Annotated in this window: 16 protein-coding genes; 7 read left to right on the top strand and 9 right to left on the bottom strand. The window is 69.6% G+C overall.

Features of this window, described 5'->3' with window-relative positions; genetic code table 11:
* Positions 1-10: 10 nt before the first annotated feature.
* The 3 genes from tldD to rodA all read right to left on the bottom strand — a co-directional run bounded on the left by tldD (position 11) and on the right by rodA (position 3,593).
* Entirely contained in the window at positions 11-1,471 is a 1,461-nt protein-coding gene (gene tldD, locus WG923_RS01525; protein WP_340349144.1) for a metalloprotease TldD, read from the bottom strand.
* Positions 1,472-1,561: 90 nt separating this feature from the next.
* The gene (locus WG923_RS01530; RefSeq protein ID WP_340349145.1) at positions 1,562-2,434 is read right to left on the bottom strand and encodes an NAD(P)-dependent oxidoreductase; all 873 of its coding nucleotides are present in this window, start codon (positions 2,432-2,434) and stop codon (positions 1,562-1,564) included.
* 4 nt (positions 2,435-2,438) lie between these two features.
* On the bottom strand, positions 2,439-3,593 hold the full coding sequence (gene rodA / locus WG923_RS01535; protein WP_340349146.1) for a rod shape-determining protein RodA: 1,155 nt from the start codon (positions 3,591-3,593) through the stop codon (positions 2,439-2,441).
* A 127-nt stretch (positions 3,594-3,720) separates the two neighbouring features.
* On the opposite strand from rodA, the gene WG923_RS01540 reads away from it, so the two are divergent.
* The gene (locus WG923_RS01540) at positions 3,721-4,392 is read left to right on the top strand and encodes a response regulator transcription factor (protein WP_340349147.1); all 672 of its coding nucleotides are present in this window, start codon (positions 3,721-3,723) and stop codon (positions 4,390-4,392) included.
* A 52-nt stretch (positions 4,393-4,444) separates the two neighbouring features.
* Here the strand turns inward: WG923_RS01540 and WG923_RS01545 are convergent, their stop codons facing one another.
* Positions 4,445-6,208 carry an ATP-binding response regulator gene (locus tag WG923_RS01545; RefSeq protein ID WP_340349148.1) on the bottom strand — a complete coding sequence of 588 codons (1,764 nt, stop codon included), beginning with the start codon at positions 6,206-6,208 and terminating at the stop codon, positions 4,445-4,447.
* 83 nt (positions 6,209-6,291) lie between these two features.
* Between WG923_RS01545 and WG923_RS01550 the strand changes: the two genes are divergently transcribed.
* The 6 genes from WG923_RS01550 (at position 6,292) to ruvC (ending at position 12,085) form a co-directional block, all read left to right on the top strand.
* On the top strand, positions 6,292-6,876 hold the full coding sequence (locus tag WG923_RS01550) for a YqiA/YcfP family alpha/beta fold hydrolase (RefSeq protein ID WP_340349149.1): 585 nt from the start codon (positions 6,292-6,294) through the stop codon (positions 6,874-6,876).
* A gap of 174 nt (positions 6,877-7,050) precedes the next feature.
* The gene (locus WG923_RS01555) at positions 7,051-9,117 is read left to right on the top strand and encodes a ribonuclease catalytic domain-containing protein (protein WP_340349150.1); all 2,067 of its coding nucleotides are present in this window, start codon (positions 7,051-7,053) and stop codon (positions 9,115-9,117) included.
* Positions 9,118-9,119: 2 nt separating this feature from the next.
* Positions 9,120-9,968, top strand: coding sequence for an energy transducer TonB (locus WG923_RS01560; protein WP_340349331.1), 849 nt, complete (start codon positions 9,120-9,122; stop codon positions 9,966-9,968).
* A gap of 10 nt (positions 9,969-9,978) precedes the next feature.
* Entirely contained in the window at positions 9,979-10,809 is an 831-nt protein-coding gene (gene aroE, locus WG923_RS01565; protein ID WP_340349151.1) for a shikimate dehydrogenase, read from the top strand.
* The gene (gene mtgA, locus WG923_RS01570) at positions 10,806-11,537 is read left to right on the top strand and encodes a monofunctional biosynthetic peptidoglycan transglycosylase (protein WP_340349152.1); all 732 of its coding nucleotides are present in this window, start codon (positions 10,806-10,808) and stop codon (positions 11,535-11,537) included. Before aroE ends, mtgA begins: the two co-directional genes overlap by 4 nt.
* Positions 11,537-12,085, top strand: coding sequence for a crossover junction endodeoxyribonuclease RuvC (ruvC, locus tag WG923_RS01575; RefSeq protein ID WP_340349332.1), 549 nt, complete (start codon positions 11,537-11,539; stop codon positions 12,083-12,085). The genes mtgA and ruvC overlap by 1 nt, the downstream gene beginning before the upstream one ends.
* Here ruvC and WG923_RS01580 read toward each other — a convergent pair.
* The 5 genes from WG923_RS01580 to WG923_RS01600 all read right to left on the bottom strand — a co-directional run bounded on the left by WG923_RS01580 (position 12,082) and on the right by WG923_RS01600 (position 16,819).
* Entirely contained in the window at positions 12,082-12,261 is a 180-nt protein-coding gene (locus WG923_RS01580; protein WP_340349153.1) for a hypothetical protein, read from the bottom strand. The genes ruvC and WG923_RS01580 overlap by 4 nt on opposite strands.
* Before the next feature lie 2 nt (positions 12,262-12,263).
* Positions 12,264-13,187 carry a UDP-3-O-acyl-N-acetylglucosamine deacetylase gene (gene lpxC / locus WG923_RS01585; RefSeq protein ID WP_340349154.1) on the bottom strand — a complete coding sequence of 308 codons (924 nt, stop codon included), beginning with the start codon at positions 13,185-13,187 and terminating at the stop codon, positions 12,264-12,266.
* A 248-nt stretch (positions 13,188-13,435) separates the two neighbouring features.
* Entirely contained in the window at positions 13,436-14,689 is a 1,254-nt protein-coding gene (ftsZ, locus tag WG923_RS01590; protein ID WP_340349155.1) for a cell division protein FtsZ, read from the bottom strand.
* Positions 14,690-14,830: 141 nt separating this feature from the next.
* Positions 14,831-16,060 carry a cell division protein FtsA gene (gene ftsA, locus WG923_RS01595; RefSeq protein ID WP_340349156.1) on the bottom strand — a complete coding sequence of 410 codons (1,230 nt, stop codon included), beginning with the start codon at positions 16,058-16,060 and terminating at the stop codon, positions 14,831-14,833.
* Between the two features lie 12 nt (positions 16,061-16,072).
* Positions 16,073-16,819, bottom strand: coding sequence for a cell division protein FtsQ/DivIB (locus tag WG923_RS01600; RefSeq protein ID WP_340349333.1), 747 nt, complete (start codon positions 16,817-16,819; stop codon positions 16,073-16,075).
* Positions 16,820-16,938 lie beyond the last annotated feature (119 nt).

Below are 16,938 nucleotides of genomic sequence, written 5' to 3' on the forward strand. Positions count from 1 at the left end.
GGGAAGTCCCTCAGGCCGTGCCGCCGACCGTGAGGCCGTCGATGCGCAGGGTGGGCTGGCCCACGCCCACGGGCACGCTCTGGCCTTCCTTGCCGCAGGTGCCCACGCCGGTATCCAGGCGCATGTCGTTGCCGATCATGCTCACGCGCGTGAGTGCGTCCGGGCCGTTGCCCACGATCGTCGCACCCTTCACGGGGTACTGGATCCTGCCGTTCTCCACCCAATACGCCTCGCTGGCGGAGAACACGAACTTGCCGGAGGTGATGTCCACCTGCCCGCCGCCGAAGTTGGTGGCGTACAGGCCCTTCTCGATGCTCGCCACGATTTCCTCGGGCGCCAGGTCGCCCCCGAGCATGTAGGTGTTGGTCATGCGCGGCATCGGGATGTGCGCGTAGCTCTCGCGCCGGCCGTTGCCGGTGGGCGCCACGCCCATCAGGCGCGCATTGAGCGAGTCCTGGATGTAGCCGCGCAGGATGCCGTCCTCGATCAGCACGTTGCGCTGGCTCGGGTTGCCCTCGTCGTCGACGTTCAGCGAGCCGCGGCGATCGGCGATGGTGCCGTCGTCCAGCACCGTGACGCCCTTGGCCGCCACGCGCTGCCCCACGCGGCCCGAGAAGGCGCTGGAGCCCTTGCGGTTGAAGTCGCCCTCCAGGCCGTGCCCCACGGCTTCGTGCAGCAGGATGCCGGGCCAGCCCGGGCCGAGCACCACGGTCATGTGGCCGGCCGGCGCGGGACGCGATTCCAGGTTCGTGAGGGCGGCGCGCACGGCATCGTTCACGTAGCCCTGCAGGCGCTCGTCGTCGAAGTAGGCCAGGCCGAAGCGGCCGCCGCCGCCGCCGGTGCCCATCTCGCGGCGGCCGTTCTGCTCCGCGATCACCGTGACGGACATGCGCACCAGCGGCCGCACGTCGGCTGCGATGGTGCCGTCGGCGCGCGCGACCAGCACCACGTCGTATTCGCTCGCCAGCCCCGCCATCACCTGGGCGATGCGCGGATCCTTGGCGCGGGCCATCTGCTCGGCGCGCTCCAGCAGCTTGACCTTGGACGCGCTGTCCAGCGTCGCGATCGGATCCAGCCCCCGGTACAGCGAGCGGCTGCCGGCCACCTGCTGCGAGGGAACCCGCACCACGCCGCCATCGCCCGCCGCGCCGATCGAGCGCACCACGCGCGCCGCATCGAGCAGGGAAGCCTCGGAGATGTCGTCGGAGTAGGCGAAGGCAGTCTTCTCGCCGCTGACGGCCCGCACGCCCACGCCCTGGTCGATGCTGAAGCTGCCGGTCTTGACGATGCTCTCCTCCAGGCTCCAGCCTTCGCTGCGCGTGTACTGGAAGTACAGGTCGGCGTCGTCCACCCGGTGCGCGCGGATCTCCGCCAGGGCGCGCGAGAGATGGCTTTCGTCGAGTCCGAAGGGTTCGAGCAGCAGCGCGCGGGCGATCGCCAGGCGCTCGATGGTGGGTTCGCGGGAGATCATCGGACCATTGTAGGGTCCGCACTTTGTCCGCGCGGGACCGCGGAATAGGTCAATGGCCGAGCCGGCGTCGGGCCGGCACCCGCCGCGCGTTCACGGCCTGCGGAACAGGCGCAGCAAGGCGGCGTCGTCCAGCTCCGCGTCCCCCGCCGCAACGGCACGGTTGAAGGCCTCGTGCGCCACCGGCCCGAGGCTCGCCTGGAAGCCCGCGGCGCGCGCGGCCTGCAAGGCCAGGCCCGTGTCCTTCTGCAGCAGCGTGACGTGCGCGCGCGGCGCATAGTCGCCCGCGATGGCGCGGCGCATGCGGTCGGAGCCTATCCAGCTCTGGCCGCTGGACTGCTCGATCACGTCCAGCGTGCGGGCCAGGTCCAGCCCGAGGCGCTCGGCCAGCGCCATGGCTTCCGCCGCACCCGCGAGGTTGATGGCGGCCAGCAGGTTGTTGACGAGCTTGGTGCGTGCGCCGTCGCCCACGCGCGTGCCGATGCGGAACACCTTGCCGCTGAGCGCCTCCAGCAGCGCGCGGTTCGCCGCGTACACAGCGTCGTCGCAGGCCACCATCAGGCTCATGCTGCCGTCGCGCGCCCGCGCCGGCCCACCCGACATGGGCGCATCGATGGCGGCCAGGCCGCGCTCGGCGAGGCCGGATGCGAGCGCTTCGACGTCCTGCGGCGCGATCGTGGGGCAAAGGAGCACGGCACGGCCGCGCTCCAGCGCCGCGGCGGCGCCCTCGGGGCCGAACAGCACCGCCCGGGACTGCGCGGCATCGACCACGCACACGATCAGGGCGTCGGCGCCCTGGGCCGCCTCTTGCGGGCTGGCCGCCGCGCGCGCACCCTGCCGCACCAGCGCCTGCACCTTCGCCTCGACCAGGTCGCAGGCCTGCACCCGCCAGCCGCATGCGAGCAGCCGGGCGGCCATGCCGCCGCCCATGTTGCCGACGCCGACGATGCCGACGGTTCCCGTCACGGGGCTAGCTCTGCACGAGCCGCTTGGACTTCGAGATCGACATCAGGATGCCCAGCCCCAGCCCCAGCGTCACCATGGCGGTGCCGCCGTAGCTGATGAAGGGCAGCGGCACGCCCACCACCGGCAGGATGCCGCTGACCATGCCCATGTTCACGAAGGCATAGGTGAAGAAGATCATGGTGATCGCACCGGCCAGCAGGCGCGCGAACAGCGTCGGCGCCTCCAGCGCGATGGCCAGCCCGCGCAGCACCAGGAACAGGAAGCTGGCGATCAGGAACAGGTTGCCGAGCAGCCCGAATTCCTCGGAGTAGGCGGCGAAGATGAAGTCCGTGGTGCGCTCGGGAATGAACTCCAGGTGGGTCTGCGTGCCCTGCATGAAGCCCTTGCCGAACAGGCCGCCGGAGCCGATGGCGATCATCCCCTGGATGATGTGGAAGCCCTTGCCCAGCGGGTCCTTGGTCGGGTCCAGCAGGGTGCAGATGCGCTGCTGCTGGTAGTCGTGCAGCACCGGCCAGCGGAAACCTTCGGCGCACAGCATCGGCTCGAACATCACGATCAGCACCACGGCCACGATGCCCAGCACCACGGGCGGCACGATGAGCTTCCAGGACAGCCCGGCGAAGAAGATCACCGCCAGGCCGGCGGCCAGCACCAGCACCGAGGTGCCCAGGTCCGGCTGCTTCATGATCAGGCCCACCGGGATCGCCAGCAGCACGGCGGCCACCACGTAGTCGAGCGTGCGCAGCTGGCCCTCGCGCTTCTGGAACCACCAGGCCAGCATCAGCGGCATCGCGATCTTGAGGATTTCGGAGGGCTGGATCGTCACGCCCACGTTGATCCAGCGCCTGGCGCCCTTCTTGGTGATGCCGAACACGGCAACGGCGATCAGCAGGCCCACGCCCACCACGTACAGCGGCACCGCGAAGCTCATCAGCCGCTGGGGAGGGACCTGCGCCACGATGAACATCAGCACGCCGGCCAGCACCATGTTGCGGGCGTGGTCGTAGAAGCGCGCCCCGTGGTCGTAGCCTGAGCTGTACATGGTCAGCAGGCCGGCGCACGCGAGCAGGAAGACGGCGAACGCCAGCGGCCCGTCGAACCCCTGGAGCATGGGGGCGACGCGCTGGCGCAGCGAGGGTTTGTCGAAGACGGCGGCCATGGGCGGATTATCCCGGAGCGGCGGGCGCGGCAGGCCCGTTCCCGGCAGCTTCCTCCAATCCTCCAAATGGCCTGTTCCCGCGCACGGCCCCGCTGCTACCATCGGCGCGAACCGGGAGGCGCCCACCATGAACATCCTTGTCGTCGACGACCATCCCCTGTACCGCAGCGGCGTGGTGCACACCCTGCAGAACACGGGGATGGAGGTGAACGTGGTCGAATGCGCCGCGCTCGACACGGCCTTCCAGCGCATGGAGGCCGGCCTGGCGGTCGACCTGATGATCCTGGACCTGCAGATGCCCGGCTACCAGGGGACGGATTCGGTCCGCGCCGTGCGCACGCGCCGGCCCGAGGTACCCGTGCTGGTGCTCTCCGGCAACGAGGACCCGGCGATCGTCCGGGCCTGCATCGACCTGGGCGCCTGCGGTTTCGTGCCCAAGTCCGCCCCCAGCGACGAATTCACCGCGGCGCTGTCGCTGGTGCTCTCCGGCGGCGTCTACCTGCCGCCCACGAGCCTGAGCGTGGGCACGCCGGCCACGCGCGCGCAGCAGGATGCGTGGGCGCGCCTGGGTGCGCACCTCACCGAGCGGCAGCGGCAGGTGCTCCTGGGCATCGTGCAGGGCAAGCCGAACAAGGTGATCGCGCGCGACCTCGGGCTGTCGGACACCACGGTGAAGTCGCACGTGGCGCACATCCTCGATGCGCTGGTGGTCTCCAACCGCACGGAGGCGGTCTACGCGCTCGCGCGCGCCGGCCTCACGATGCGCGACCTGGAAACGGCGCCCGCGCGGGCGCACTAGCGTTTGGTCGACTCAGGCCGGCTCAGGCCGGCTCCGGTCGGCTCAGGCCGGCTCAGGCCGGCGTGTCGGCTTCGGCCGCCGGCGCCCGTGCCAGCGCCGTCTGCATCGCTTCCAGCAGGCGTTCGGGCGCCACCGGCTTCTGCAGCACCGGCACCGGCAGCCCGCGCTCGCGGATGTCCGGCTCCCCCGAGACGATCACGGCCGGCAGCATCCCGTAGCGGCTGCGCAGCGCCTGCACCGCATCCATGCCCGTGCCTTCACCGAGGCGGTAGTCGGCCAGCAGGATGTCGGGCGCATCGCCGTCGCCCTCCAGCGCCTGCTGCAGCTCGGCGAGCGATCCGCCCACGGCCACCCGGGCGCCCGCGTCCTCCAGCCACGCGCACAGCGCTTCGCGGGCCATGCGTTCGTTCTCGACCACCGCCACCAGCAGGCCCTGCAGGGGGGCCTGGCGCTGCGGCGGCGCGGCACTGGCGGGCACCACCGCGGCTTCCTGCGCCAGCGGCAGGCGGATCGTCACGCGCGTGCCCTGCCCCGGCTGCGAGGCGATCTCCAGCGCGCAATGCATCAGGTCCGCCATGTGGCGCGAAATCGCCAGGCCCAGGCCGATGCCCTCGGCCTCCGCCTTGGCCGCCGAGCGGCCGCGGTAGAAGGCGTTGCAGGCCTGCGCGAGGTCGTCCGGGTCCATGCCCACGCCCTGGTCGGTGACGGTGACCACGGCCTCCTCGCCGGTGCAGTCGGCCCGCAGCACGATCTCGCCGGCCAGCGAATACTTGAACGCGTTGTCGAGGAAGTTGCGCAGCATGCGCTCCAGCAGCACGGGATCCGCGGAGACGTTGCAGGCGCCGACGACCTCGGTGCGGAAGCGCAGCCCGCGCGCCGCGCACTTCTCGGCGAAGCCGGAGCTGGCGGACACCAGCAGGCGTTCGAACTGCACCGGCTGCACCACCGCCTTCATCGTGCCGGCGTCGATCTGCGCGAAGTCGACCAGGTGGCGGAACATGCCGTCGATGGACTGGCCGGTGCGCACGATCTGCTGCGCCATCTGGTCGCGCCGCGCCGGGTCGCTGGACTTGCGGAAGATGTCGGAGAGGAACAGCAGCGCCTGCACCGGCTGCCGCAGGTCATGGCTGGCGGCGCCGAGGAAGCGCGAGCGCGCGCGCTGCGTCTCCTGCTGGTTCTTGAGCGACTGGCGCAGCTGCTCCACCACCTGCGCCTTTTCCTGCGCCGCCTCGACGATCTCGCGCAGCTGCTGGTTCAGCGTGCGCGCCAGCCGCACCATCATGGGCGCGCCCAGGCACATGGCCACGCCGATCACCACCATGTCCTGCCCGGAGGCATAGTGCGCAAAGCCGATGTACATGGTGACCATGCAGGCCACCAGGTAGCCGGTGTAGATGCGCGGCTGCACGGCCAGCATCGAGACGGCGAGGGACACCCAGGCCACCGTGATCATCGTGAGCACGCTGATGTCGGTGGTGCTGAGGAAGGGCGCGAACAGCGGGATGCTGGTGGTCACGAACCAGCCGCTGAGCGCCGCGGCCAGTGCGATGCGGCGCAAGGTCCACTCGGTCACGCCGTGGCGGGAAACCAGGTACCGGAAATACGGCTGGCGGCCCAGCATGCCGGCCGCGAACACGACGTACCACGCGAGGTAGCGCAGCCAGCCCGCACCGGGCACCAGGATGAACCCGAACAAGGCGCCCATCACCAGCGCAGTCCCGACGCCTGCACGCGCCTGCGCCACGATCACCGCGACGCTGCGCTCGGTCAACTCACGCGACGCCCCCCCCGGGGCCGCCGCCTTGGTGTGTGCCACCACTCTTCTCCTGAACGACAGCCAGTGTGGCAAAGATCGACTGCCAAGACAACTTACGGGAGCTGACGGATACCATCCGTCGGATGCACACCACGCACCTGCTCTACCTGCACGGCTTCCGTTCCTCGCCCCGCTCTTTCAAGGCGCAGCGCATGCACGCACTGGTGCGCGAAAGCCACCCCCGCGTGACATGGTGCTGTCCGCAATTGCCCCCATCACCCAAAGAGGCGATGGCGCTGCTGCACGAATCCGTTTCAGGGTGGCCGCGCGAGACCATGGCGGTGATCGGCTCGTCGCTCGGGGGCTTCTACGCCACCTGCGTCGCCGAGGATACGGGTTGCCGGGCGGTGCTGCTCAATCCGGCGGTGGATCCCGCGCGCGACCTGGCCCGCTACATCGGCGAGCAGACGTCGTTCCACGATCCGTCCGAGCACTTCTACTTCGCGCCGGAGTTCATCGACGAACTGCGTGCGCTGCAGCGCGGCCCCGTGGCCCACCCGGAGCGCTATCTCGCCGTGATCGCCAAGGGCGACGAACTGCTGGACTGGCGAGAGATGGTGGGCCGCTATCCGGGCATCCACGTCAAGCTGCTGGAAGGCAGCGACCACGGGCTGACGGATTTCGACGATCACCTGCCGGACGTGCTCGATTTCCTGCGGCTGGCGTGAGGGTCGAAAACCGGACAGCCGGACGCAGAGGACGCGAAGGGTACGCAGAAGACGCAAAAGAACATTCCATTCAAGGATTTGGTTTCTTTCGCGTCCTCTGCGTACCCTTCGCGTCCTCTGCGTCCGGAAGCTGGTATTCCGGCCCCCCACCACCCCCATGGGACAATCCACCCCATGTTCGTTCTGTTCGAAGACGCCGGGAAGTTCCTCGCCGGCCGGGTCCTGTCCGAGTCGGATGCCTCGGCGCAGGTCGAGCTCGAAAGCGGCAAGCGCGTCAAGGTCAAATCCGCCAACGTGCTGCTGAGGTTCGAGAAGCCGCAACCGGCGGAGCTCCTGCGCGAGGCCCAGGAGGTCGCCGCCGGCATCGAGCTGGAGCTGGCCTGGGAATTCGCGCCCGAGGAGGAATTCGGCTTCGCCGAGCTGGCCCGCGAATACTTCAGCGCCCAGGCCACCCTGGTGCAGCAGGCCGCCGCGCTGCTGCGGTTGTTCGAGGCGCCGCACTATTTCCGCCGCGCCGGCAAGGGGCGCTTCCGCAAGGCGCCGGCCGAGATCCTGCAGCAGGCGCTGCTGGCCATCGAGAAGAAGAAGCAGGTCCAGGCCCAGATCTCCGCCTGGGCCGCGGAGCTCGCCGCCGGCACGTGCCCGCCGGCGATCCGCGAGCAGTTGTACAAGATCCTGTTCAAGCCGGACAAGAACGCCCCCGAGTACAAGGCCGTCGTCGAAGCCTCGCGCAGCACGCAGACTGCGCCGCTCGCCCTGCTGCAGAAGTCGGGCGCGATCACCTCGCCCTACCAGTTCCACTGGAAGCGCTTCCTGCTGGAATGGTTCCCCAAGGGCACCGGCTTCCCGCCGCTGGCCGCGCCCGCGATCCGCGACGAATTGCCGCTCGCCACCGTGCAGGCCTTCTCGGTCGACGACTCCAGCACCACCGAGATCGACGACGCGCTCTCGGTGCAGGGCCTGGGCACCGGCACCGTCACCGTGGGCGTGCACATCGCGGCGCCCGGCCTGGCGATCCAGGCCGGCACGCCGCTGGACCAGCTTGCACGCCAGCGTCTGTCCACGGTCTACATGCCGGGGCACAAGATCACGATGCTGCCGGACGACGTGGTGCAGGCCTACACGCTGATGGAAGGCCGCGACTGCCCCGCCGTCTCCCTGTACGTGCAGTACGACGAGGCCACGCTGGCCGTGAAGGAAAGCCAGACGCGCCTCGAGAGGGTGCCGATCGCGGTGAACCTGCGGCACGACCAGCTCGATGAACACCTGCCGGCCGAATTCCTCGAGGACCCCACCGCTTCGCGCGAGGGGGTTCCGGAGCCCGCCCTGCGCTTCCGCGCCGAACTGTCCTTCCTGTTCCGCCTCGCCAGGCAACTGAAGGCGCAGCGCGAGGTGCTGCGCGGCAAGCCGGAGAACTTCAACCGCCCCGACTACAACTTCCGCGTCCCCACGGCGGGCGAGCAGGGGCCCGCCGGCGACGAGCCGGTGGAGATCACCGTGCGCAAGCGCGGCGCCCCGCTGGACCTCATCGTGGCCGAGGCCATGATCCTCGCCAACAGCACCTGGGGCCTGTGGCTGGCGGAGTGCGGCGTGCCCGGCATCTACCGCAGCCAGGCCAGCCTGGCCCCCGGCGTCAAGGTGCGCATGGGGACCAAGGCCCTGCCGCACGCCGGCATCGGCGTGAAAAGCTACGCCTGGAGCACCTCGCCGCTGCGCCGCTACACGGACCTGGTGAACCAGTGGCAGATCATCGCGGCGGCGCGCCACGGCCGCACCGCCGCCCTGGCCGCGCCCTTCAAGCCGAAGGACGCGGAGCTGTTCTCCGTCATTTCCGCCTTCGATGCGGCCTATTCCGCCTACAACGGGCACCAGGCCGCGATGGAGCGGTACTGGACGCTGAAGTACCTCCAGAACAACGGCGTGCGCGAGCTGGAAGCCACCGTCTTCAAGGAGGGTCTCGCCCGTGCCGACACCCTGCCGCTGGTGCTGCCGGTGCTGGGAACCGCGGACCTGCCGCGGGGCGCCCGGGTGCGGCTGCGCCTGGGCGAGATCGACCTGATCACCCTCGACGTGAGCGGCTCGGTGCTGCAACGCCTGGATACCATTGCGGAGCCGGCGTCGGTTGAAGACGACAGCGAGGAGGAAACCGTCGCAGGTCCGATCGCGATTGCCGTGGATGTTTCGGAGACTTCCGAGGACAATCCGGTCATCGCGCCAGCAGGCGCCGACGTGAGTTCGTGAACCTGAAGTCCCTCAGCACCCTGCAGATCGCACTGGGCGTGTCCGTCGTCGTGCACGCGGCCCTGCTCACGGTGCGCATCGTCGACCCCGAAGGCTTCAACCGCGTGTTCCAGGACACGCCGCTGGAAGTCGTGCTGGTCAACGCGCGCAGCAGCGAGAAGGTGGACCGCGCCCAGGCCATCGCCCAGGCGTCGCTGGCCGGCGGCGGCGAGGCCGACAAGGGCCGCGCCACCTCGCCCCTGCCCGCCTCCGCGCTCACCTCCATCGGCGACGCCGCGGAAGACGAGCAGAAGAAGATCGAGACGATGCAGGAAGAGCAGATGCTGATGCTCGCGAACCTGAAGCGCACGCTCGCTGCCATGCCCCCCGCGGACCCGAGGCAGGCCAACTCCAATCCCCAGGCCGCGGCGCAGGAGGAAAAGCGCCGCCACCTGATCAAGCTGCTGGCCGAAATCGAGAAGCGCATCAACGAGGAGAACTCGCGGCCCAAGAAGCGCTACATCAGCCCCTCCACCCGCGAGGAGGTGTACGCGGTCTACTACGACTCGCTGCGGCGCCGGATCGAGGAGCGCGGCACGAACAACTTCCCCGAGCTGGCGGGCCGCAAGCTCTATGGCGAGCTCACCATGATCGTGACCGTCAACCACGACGGCAAGGTGATCGACACCGAGGTCGTGGAGACTTCCGGCAACCGCACGCTGGACCGCCGCGCCGCCACCATCGCCCGCGCCGCTGGGCCCTTCGGCCGCTTCAGCGACGCGATGCGGCGCAAGGCGGACCAGATCGTCGTCGTCTCGCGCTTCAAGTTCACGCGCGAAGACACGCTCGAGACCAAGCTCACCACCCGCTGAGGACCCCGCCGTGGACCGTTACTGCGTCATGGGCAACCCCGTGGAGCACAGCAAGTCGCCGTGGATCCATGCGCGCTTCGCCGCGCTGACGGGGCAGCCGCTGGAATACGGCAAGCGCCTGGTGCCGCTGGACGGCTTCGCGGCGGCGGTGCAGGCCTTCCGCGCCGAAGGCGGCAAGGGCTGCAACGTGACCGTGCCCTTCAAGTTCGAGGCGGCCACCCTGGTGAGCCACCGCAGCGCGCGTGCCGCGCTGGCCGGCGCCTGCAACACGCTGCGCTTCGATGCCGGCGGCATCCACGGCGACAACACCGATGGCCTCGGCCTGGTGCACGACCTGCAGGTCAACGCGGGCCTGCCGCTGGCCGGGCGCGACCTGCTCCTGATCGGCGCCGGCGGCGCGGCGGCCGGCGTACTGGGGCCGCTGGTCGAGGCGAAGCCGCGCCGCATCGTCATCGCCAACCGCACGCTCGCCAGGGCGCAGGCGCTGGTGGCAGGCCACGCCGCGCTGGCCGAAGCCACGGGCGTGGCGCTCGCCGCGAGCGGGCTGGACGCGGTGCCGGGCGCCTTCGACGTGGTGGTGAACGCCACGGCCAGCAGCCTCAAGGGCGCCGAGGTGCCGGTACCGCCGTCGGTGCTGAAGCCCGGGGCGCTGGCCTACGACATGATGTACGGCCCGGCCGCCGAGGGCTTCCTGCAATGGGCCCGCGCGCAGGGCGCCAGCGGCCGTGACGGCCTGGGGATGCTGGTCGAACAGGCAGCCGAGTCCTTCCTGGTGTGGCGCGGCGTGCGCCCGCCCTCGGGGCAGGTGCTGGCGGAACTGCGCCGGGAGCTGGCGCGATGAAGCCCGTGCTGCGCTGGATCGGCCTGGTGCTGGTCGCCTTCTTCGCGCTGCAGGCCTTCTTCATCGGCCGCATCGCGCTGATGACCGTGCTGGACCCGGAGTCGACGACCTTCCAGCGCTCGGAAGCATGGCGCATCGCCGTGGAGCGCGACCAGCTGCGCTGGAGCCAGCGCTGGGTGCCCTATTCCCGGATCTCCGACAACCTGAAGCGCGCGGTGATCGCCTCGGAGGACTCCACCTTCGTCGAACACGACGGGGTGGACTGGGACGCGCTGGAACGCGCCTGGCAGCGCAACGAAAAGGCGATGGAGGCGGCCGCCAGGCGCTCGATGCTGGCGCCGGCCCGCGCCAAGGCGCCGAAGATCGTCGGCGGCTCCACGATCACGCAGCAGCTTGCCAAGAACCTGCTGCTGTCCGGGGAACGCAGCCTGCTGCGCAAGGGGCAGGAGTTCGTGCTGGCGATGGCGCTGGAGCACCTGCTGACCAAGCAGCGCATCCTGGAGATCTACCTCAACAGCGTGGAATGGGGCGAGGGCGTGTTCGGCGCCGAGGCCGCCGCGCAGCACTACTTCCGCAAGCCCGCCAGCCGGCTGAGCGCGTACGAGGCGGCGCGGCTCGCGGTGATGCTGCCGCAACCCAAGCGCTTCGAGAAGATGCCGGGGTCGCGCTATCTCGCCGGTCGCACGTCGACGATCGTCGCCCGCATGAACGCGGCGGAAATGCCGTGATGCGGATTCTCGGCATCGATCCGGGACTGCAGACCACGGGCTTCGGCGTGGTCGATGCCGACGGCTACACGCTGCGGTACGTAGCGAGCGGCACCATCAGCACCATGCACCTGGAGCGCGGCGACCTGCCCGCGCGCCTGAAGGTGCTGTACGACGGGATCGGCGAGCTGCACACGCGCTACCAGCCCGATGCGGCGGCGATCGAGATCGTGTTCGTGAACGTCAACCCGCAGTCCACGCTGCTGCTGGGGCAGGCGCGCGGCGCCTGCATCACGGCACTGGTCGTCAACGCACTGCCGGTGGCGGAATACACGCCCATGCAGATGAAGCAGGCGGTGGCGGGCACGGGCAAGGCCGCCAAGACGCAGGTGCAGCACATGGTGCAGCGGCTGCTGCAGCTGCCCGCGTTGCCGGGCAAGGACGCGGCCGATGCGCTGGGGCTGGCGATCACGCACGCGCACGCGGCGATCGCGACGGCGAGGATCCAGCAGGCCGGGGGGGTCGCGCGACGCAATACCGGCTCGTACAAGACGGGCCGGGTGATCTAGGAAGACAGCCGGTCGGCGAAGATGGCCGCGAACAGGGCGAACACCGCCACCATCGTCCACTTGAACAGCACCAGGCCGAAGCGCTTGTACTTCGGCTGCCCGGTGAGCGCATAGAGCGCGAAGCTGAGACCGGCTGCAAGGAGCAGCAGCAGCACGAGGATGCGGACGACGGGCACGCCTACCAGGCGCGGGCCGGCTGCGCGAACCCCGCCGGAGCTTCCTTCTCGTCCCCGAAGCTCACCACCTCGAACGCATCCTGGTCCGCCAGCAGCGCGCGGATCAGCTTGTTGTTCAGGGCGTGCCCCGAACGGAAGGCGCCGTAGGCGGCCAGCAGGGGCTTGCCGATCAGGTACAGGTCGCCCATCGCGTCGAGGATCTTGTGCTTGACGAACTCGTCGTCGTAGCGCAGGCCGTCCGCATTGAGCACGCGGTAGTCGTCCACCACGATCGCGTTGTCCATTCCGCCGCCCATCGCCAGGCCGCGGGCGCGCATCATCTCCAGGTCCTTCGTGAAGCCGAAGGTGCGGGCGCGCGCGATGTCGCGCGAATACTGGCCCGAGCTCAGGTCGAATTCGTAGCGTTGCCCGGTCGAACTGACGACGCGGTGGTTGAACTCGATCTCGAAGCCCAGCTTGTAGCCGTGGTACGGATCCAGGCGGGCCCACTTCAGGTCCTCGCCCTCGCCTTCGCGCACTTCCACGGTCCGCAGCACGCGGATGAAGCGCCGCGGCGCGTTCTGCTGCTCGATGCCGGCGCTTTGCAGCAGGAACACGAAGGAGGCCGAAGAGCCGTCGAGGATCGGAACCTCTTCGGCGGTAATGTCCACGTAGAGGTTGTCGACGCCGAGGCCGGCGCAGGCGGACATGAGGTGTTCCACGGTGTGCACCTTGGCACCGCCGTTGGAGATGGTGGAGGCCATGCGCGTGTCCGTCACCGCCTGCGCGGAAACCGGGATGTCCACGGGCAGGGGCAGGTCCGTGCGGCGGAACACGATGCCGGTATCGGGCTGGGCGGGACGCAGCGTCAACTCGACGCGCTGACCGCTGTGGAGGCCCACGCCCACGGCCTTGGTCAGGGTCTTGAGGGTTCGCTGGCGCAGCATGCGGTCGATTTTACGGGCGGGCTGGGTTCCCCCCGGTTGACTTCCCGCATGTCCGCGATAGGTCCAGGCCATTGCATGAGCCTCGTGCGGGAGCGTGAAGCGCTGATGAAGCTGGGGTAAAACCGAACAGCCGGACGCAGAGGGCGCAAAGGGTACGCAGAGGACGCAAAGAAAACCTTTTCAAAAGGGCTGTTCTTTTGCGTCCTCTGCGTACCCTTCGCGTCCTCTGCGTCCGGTATCTGGTTTTCTTAATCCGCCTGCTTGCGCAGGAAAGCCGGGATCTCGAAGTCGTCCATCCCGCCGCTCGACAGCGCGTCCACCTTCGCCGCCGCCTGCGAGCGGTTGGTGCGCCAGACGCTCGGGACGGCCAGGTTGCCGTAGTCGGCCGGCTGCGGCGTGGTGGTGCGCGCCGTTTCCATTTCGCGCGTGACGATCGCGCCCGGGCCCGCCACCGCGTTGTGGATGGTCGGCACGTTGAAGGGCACGTTGTCGGTGCCGGTGCGCAACACCTGCAGCGGCGGCGCCGTGCGGCGCTGCTGGCCCTGGCGCGACAGGCCCGTGGCCACCACGGTCACGCGGACCTGGTCGTCCAGCGAGTCGTCGTAGGCCGTGCCGTAGATCACGTGCGCGTCGGCCGAGGCGTAGGCGCGGATCGTGTTCATCGCCAGCTTGGACTCGGACAGCTTCAGGCTGCCCTTGGCGGCGGTGATCAGCACCAGCACGCCCTTGGCGCCGGAGAGGTCGATGCCATCGAGCAGCGGGCAGGCCACGGCCTGCTCGGCGGCGATGCGCGCGCGGTCCGGCCCCGAGGCCAGCGCGGTGCCCATCATCGCCTTGCCCGGCTCGCCCATCACCGTGCGCACGTCCTCGAAGTCCACGTTCACGTGGCCGGGGACGTTGATGATCTCCGCGATGCCGCCCACGGCGTTCTTCAGCACGTCGTTGGCGTGCGCGAAGGCCTCGTCCTGGGTGATGTCGTCGCCCAGCACTTCGAGCAGCTTCTCGTTGAGCACCACGATCAGCGAATCGACGTTGGCCTCGAGTTCGGCCAGGCCCTGGTCCGCGTTGGTCATGCGGCGGCCGCCTTCCCAGTCGAAGGGCTTGGTCACGACGCCGACGGTGAGGATGCCCATCTCCTTGGCGACGCGCGCGATCACGGGCGCGGCGCCGGTGCCGGTGCCGCCGCCCATGCCGGCCGTGATGAACAGCATGTGCGCGCCGGCGATCGCCTGGCGGATGTCTTCCACCGCGGCTTCGGCGCACTCGCGGCCCTTGTCCGGCTTGCTGCCCGCGCCGAGGCCGGTGCCCCCGAGCTGGATCAGCTTGTGCGCCGCGCTGCGCGAGAGCGCCTGCGCATCGGTGTTGGCGCAGATGAATTCCACGCCCTGCACGCTGCGCTCGATCATGTGCGCCACGGCATTGCCCCCGCCACCCCCGACGCCGATCACCTTGATCTGCGTGCCCTGGTGGAACTCCTCGACTTCGATCATTTCGATGCTCATTTGATTCTCCTGACTCTTGCAGTTGCCACTGACGAACTTGTTGGATGGATGGTTAACGCGGGAACGGTGGATCGGTGCACCGACAGCGCTCCTTTCTCGGGGGACTCCCCCGCGCGAGCCAGAGTTTGTAGTGGGTCATGGTCAGAAGTTGCCCACGATGAAGTCGCGGATGCGGCCGAACGCGGTCTTCACCGAGCCGTGCTTCTGCGCCACGCGGGCGCCGCGCATGCGCGCCAGCCGCGCCTCTTCGAGCAATCCCATGACGGTGGCGGCCCGCGGCTGCGCCACCATGTCGGCCAGCGCGCCGCTGTAGCGCGGCACGCCCCGGCGCACGGGCTTCAGGAAGATGTCCTCGCCCAGTTCCACCATGCCGGGCATCACCGCGCTGCCGCCGGTGATCACGATGCCGGAGGACAGCACCTCCTCGTAGCCCGATTCGCGGATCACCTGCTGCACCAGCGAGAAGATCTCCTCCACGCGCGGCTCGATCACGCCGGCCAGCGCCTGTCGCGAGAGCATGCGCGGGCCGCGGTCGCCCAGGCCCGGCACCTCGACCTGCTGCTCGGGGTCGGCCAGCAACTGCTTGGCATAGCCCGACTCCACCTTGATGTCCTCGGCGTCCTTGGTCGGCGTGCGCAGCGCCATCGCAATGTCGCTCGTGATCAGGTCGCCGGCGATCGGGATCACGGCGGTGTGGCGGATCGCGCCGCCGGTGAAGATCGCCACGTCGGTGGTGCCCGCGCCGATGTCGAGGCAGGCCACGCCCAGTTCCTTCTCGTCGTCCGACAGCACGGACTGCGAGGAGGCCAGCGGATTGAGCAGCAGCTGCTCGACTTCCAGCCCGCAGCGCCGCACGCACTTGATGATGTTCTCGGCCGCGCTCTGGGCGCCGGTGACGATGTGCACCTTGGCTTCGAGCCGGATGCCGCTCATGCCGATCGGCTCCTTCACGTCCTGGCCGTCGATCACGAATTCCTGGGGCTCCACCAGCAGCAGGCGCTGGTCGGTGGAGATGTTGATGGCGCGCGCCGTCTCCACCACCCGCGCCACGTCGGCGGGGGTGACCTCGCGGTCCTTCACGGCCACCATGCCGCTCGAATTGATGCCGCGGATGTGGCTGCCCGTGATGCCCGTGTAGACGCGGGTGATCTTGCAGTCCGCCATCAGCTCCGCTTCCTTGAGCGCCTGCTGGATGCTCTGCACCGTGGCGTCGATGTTGACCACCACGCCGCGCTTGAGGCCGGTGGCCGGCGCCACGCCCAGCCCGGCGATCTTCAGTTCGCCGCCCGGCATGACCTCGGCCACCACGGCCATCACCTTGGCCGTGCCGATGTCCAGGCCGACGACGAGATCCTTGTATTCCTTCGCCATCCTCGTTGTTCCTCAGTTCCTCTGCGTCGCCGACTCTGTCGTGGCGACGCCCCTCAGCCTGACCGCATAGCCGTCCACGTGCCGCAGGTCCGCCGTCACCAGCGCCTCCGGCCGCCGGCCGTACTTCGAAGTGACCTGCGTGAGCGTGTGCGCGAAGCGCTCGCTGCGCGCCACCACCTCCTGCGCCGTGCCCCGCCCCAGTTCCACGACCGCGCCGCTGTCCAGGTGCAGCGTCCAGCCGCCGCGGCCGGTCAGCTGCACCTGCTCCACCGACAGTTCCAGCGGTTGCAGCAGCGGGTTGAGCGAGCGGTACATGGCCAGCACCTGCGCCGACGAGCCCTCGGGCCCCGCCAGCCGCGGCATCTCGTCGTCTTCCACGTCGCCGGCGTTGGCCTCGAACACCTCGCCGAAGGTGTTGACCAGGCGCGATTCCGAATCCGTGCCCCAGAGCGCCTCGGCCTTGTGCTCCTCGATCTGCACGCGCAGGCGGTTGGGGAATTCGCGCTTCACGACCGCCGTGCGCACCCACGGCACCGCCTCGAACGCTTCGCGCGCCTTCTGCAGGTCCAGGGTGAAGAAGTTGCCGGCCAGCCGCGGCGCCACGTTCGCGCGCAGGGTCGCCGCGCTGTTGTGCGTGACCTCTCCCTGCACCACGATCGCGCGGATCGCGAACACGGGATGCCGCACCGCCCACCAGGCGAGCGCCGCCAGCAGCACGACGCCGCAGGCCGCGAACAGCACCGTGGCGGTGATGTTCATCAGCCTGACGTCGAACGGCAGTTGCGACGGTTTCACAGGGCCCCCAAGCTTGTCACTTCGTGTACGGCGCTACCCCCCAGGGGGGCGCTCGCGCCTTCGGGCGGCCGTGCGGCGCTCGG

Origin of the sequence: Ramlibacter sp. AN1133 (genome assembly GCF_037890035.1) — a bacterium.
GTDB lineage: Bacteria > Pseudomonadota > Gammaproteobacteria > Burkholderiales > Burkholderiaceae_C > Ramlibacter.

Coding starts and splice junctions, on each gene's coding strand:
- tldD (WP_340349144.1), bottom strand. CDS start 1,471: ATGATCTCCCGCGAACCCACCATCGAGCGCCTGGCGATCGCCCGCGCG.
- rodA (WP_340349146.1), bottom strand. CDS start 3,593: ATGGCCGCCGTCTTCGACAAACCCTCGCTGCGCCAGCGCGTCGCCCCC.
- WG923_RS01540 (WP_340349147.1), top strand. CDS start 3,721: ATGAACATCCTTGTCGTCGACGACCATCCCCTGTACCGCAGCGGCGTG.
- WG923_RS01550 (WP_340349149.1), top strand. CDS start 6,292: ATGCACACCACGCACCTGCTCTACCTGCACGGCTTCCGTTCCTCGCCC.
- WG923_RS01555 (WP_340349150.1), top strand. CDS start 7,051: ATGTTCGTTCTGTTCGAAGACGCCGGGAAGTTCCTCGCCGGCCGGGTC.
- mtgA (WP_340349152.1), top strand. CDS start 10,806: ATGAAGCCCGTGCTGCGCTGGATCGGCCTGGTGCTGGTCGCCTTCTTC.
- ruvC (WP_340349332.1), top strand. CDS start 11,537: ATGCGGATTCTCGGCATCGATCCGGGACTGCAGACCACGGGCTTCGGC.
- lpxC (WP_340349154.1), bottom strand. CDS start 13,187: ATGCTGCGCCAGCGAACCCTCAAGACCCTGACCAAGGCCGTGGGCGTG.
- ftsZ (WP_340349155.1), bottom strand. CDS start 14,689: ATGAGCATCGAAATGATCGAAGTCGAGGAGTTCCACCAGGGCACGCAG.
- ftsA (WP_340349156.1), bottom strand. CDS start 16,060: ATGGCGAAGGAATACAAGGATCTCGTCGTCGGCCTGGACATCGGCACG.
- WG923_RS01600 (WP_340349333.1), bottom strand. CDS start 16,819: ATGAACATCACCGCCACGGTGCTGTTCGCGGCCTGCGGCGTCGTGCTG.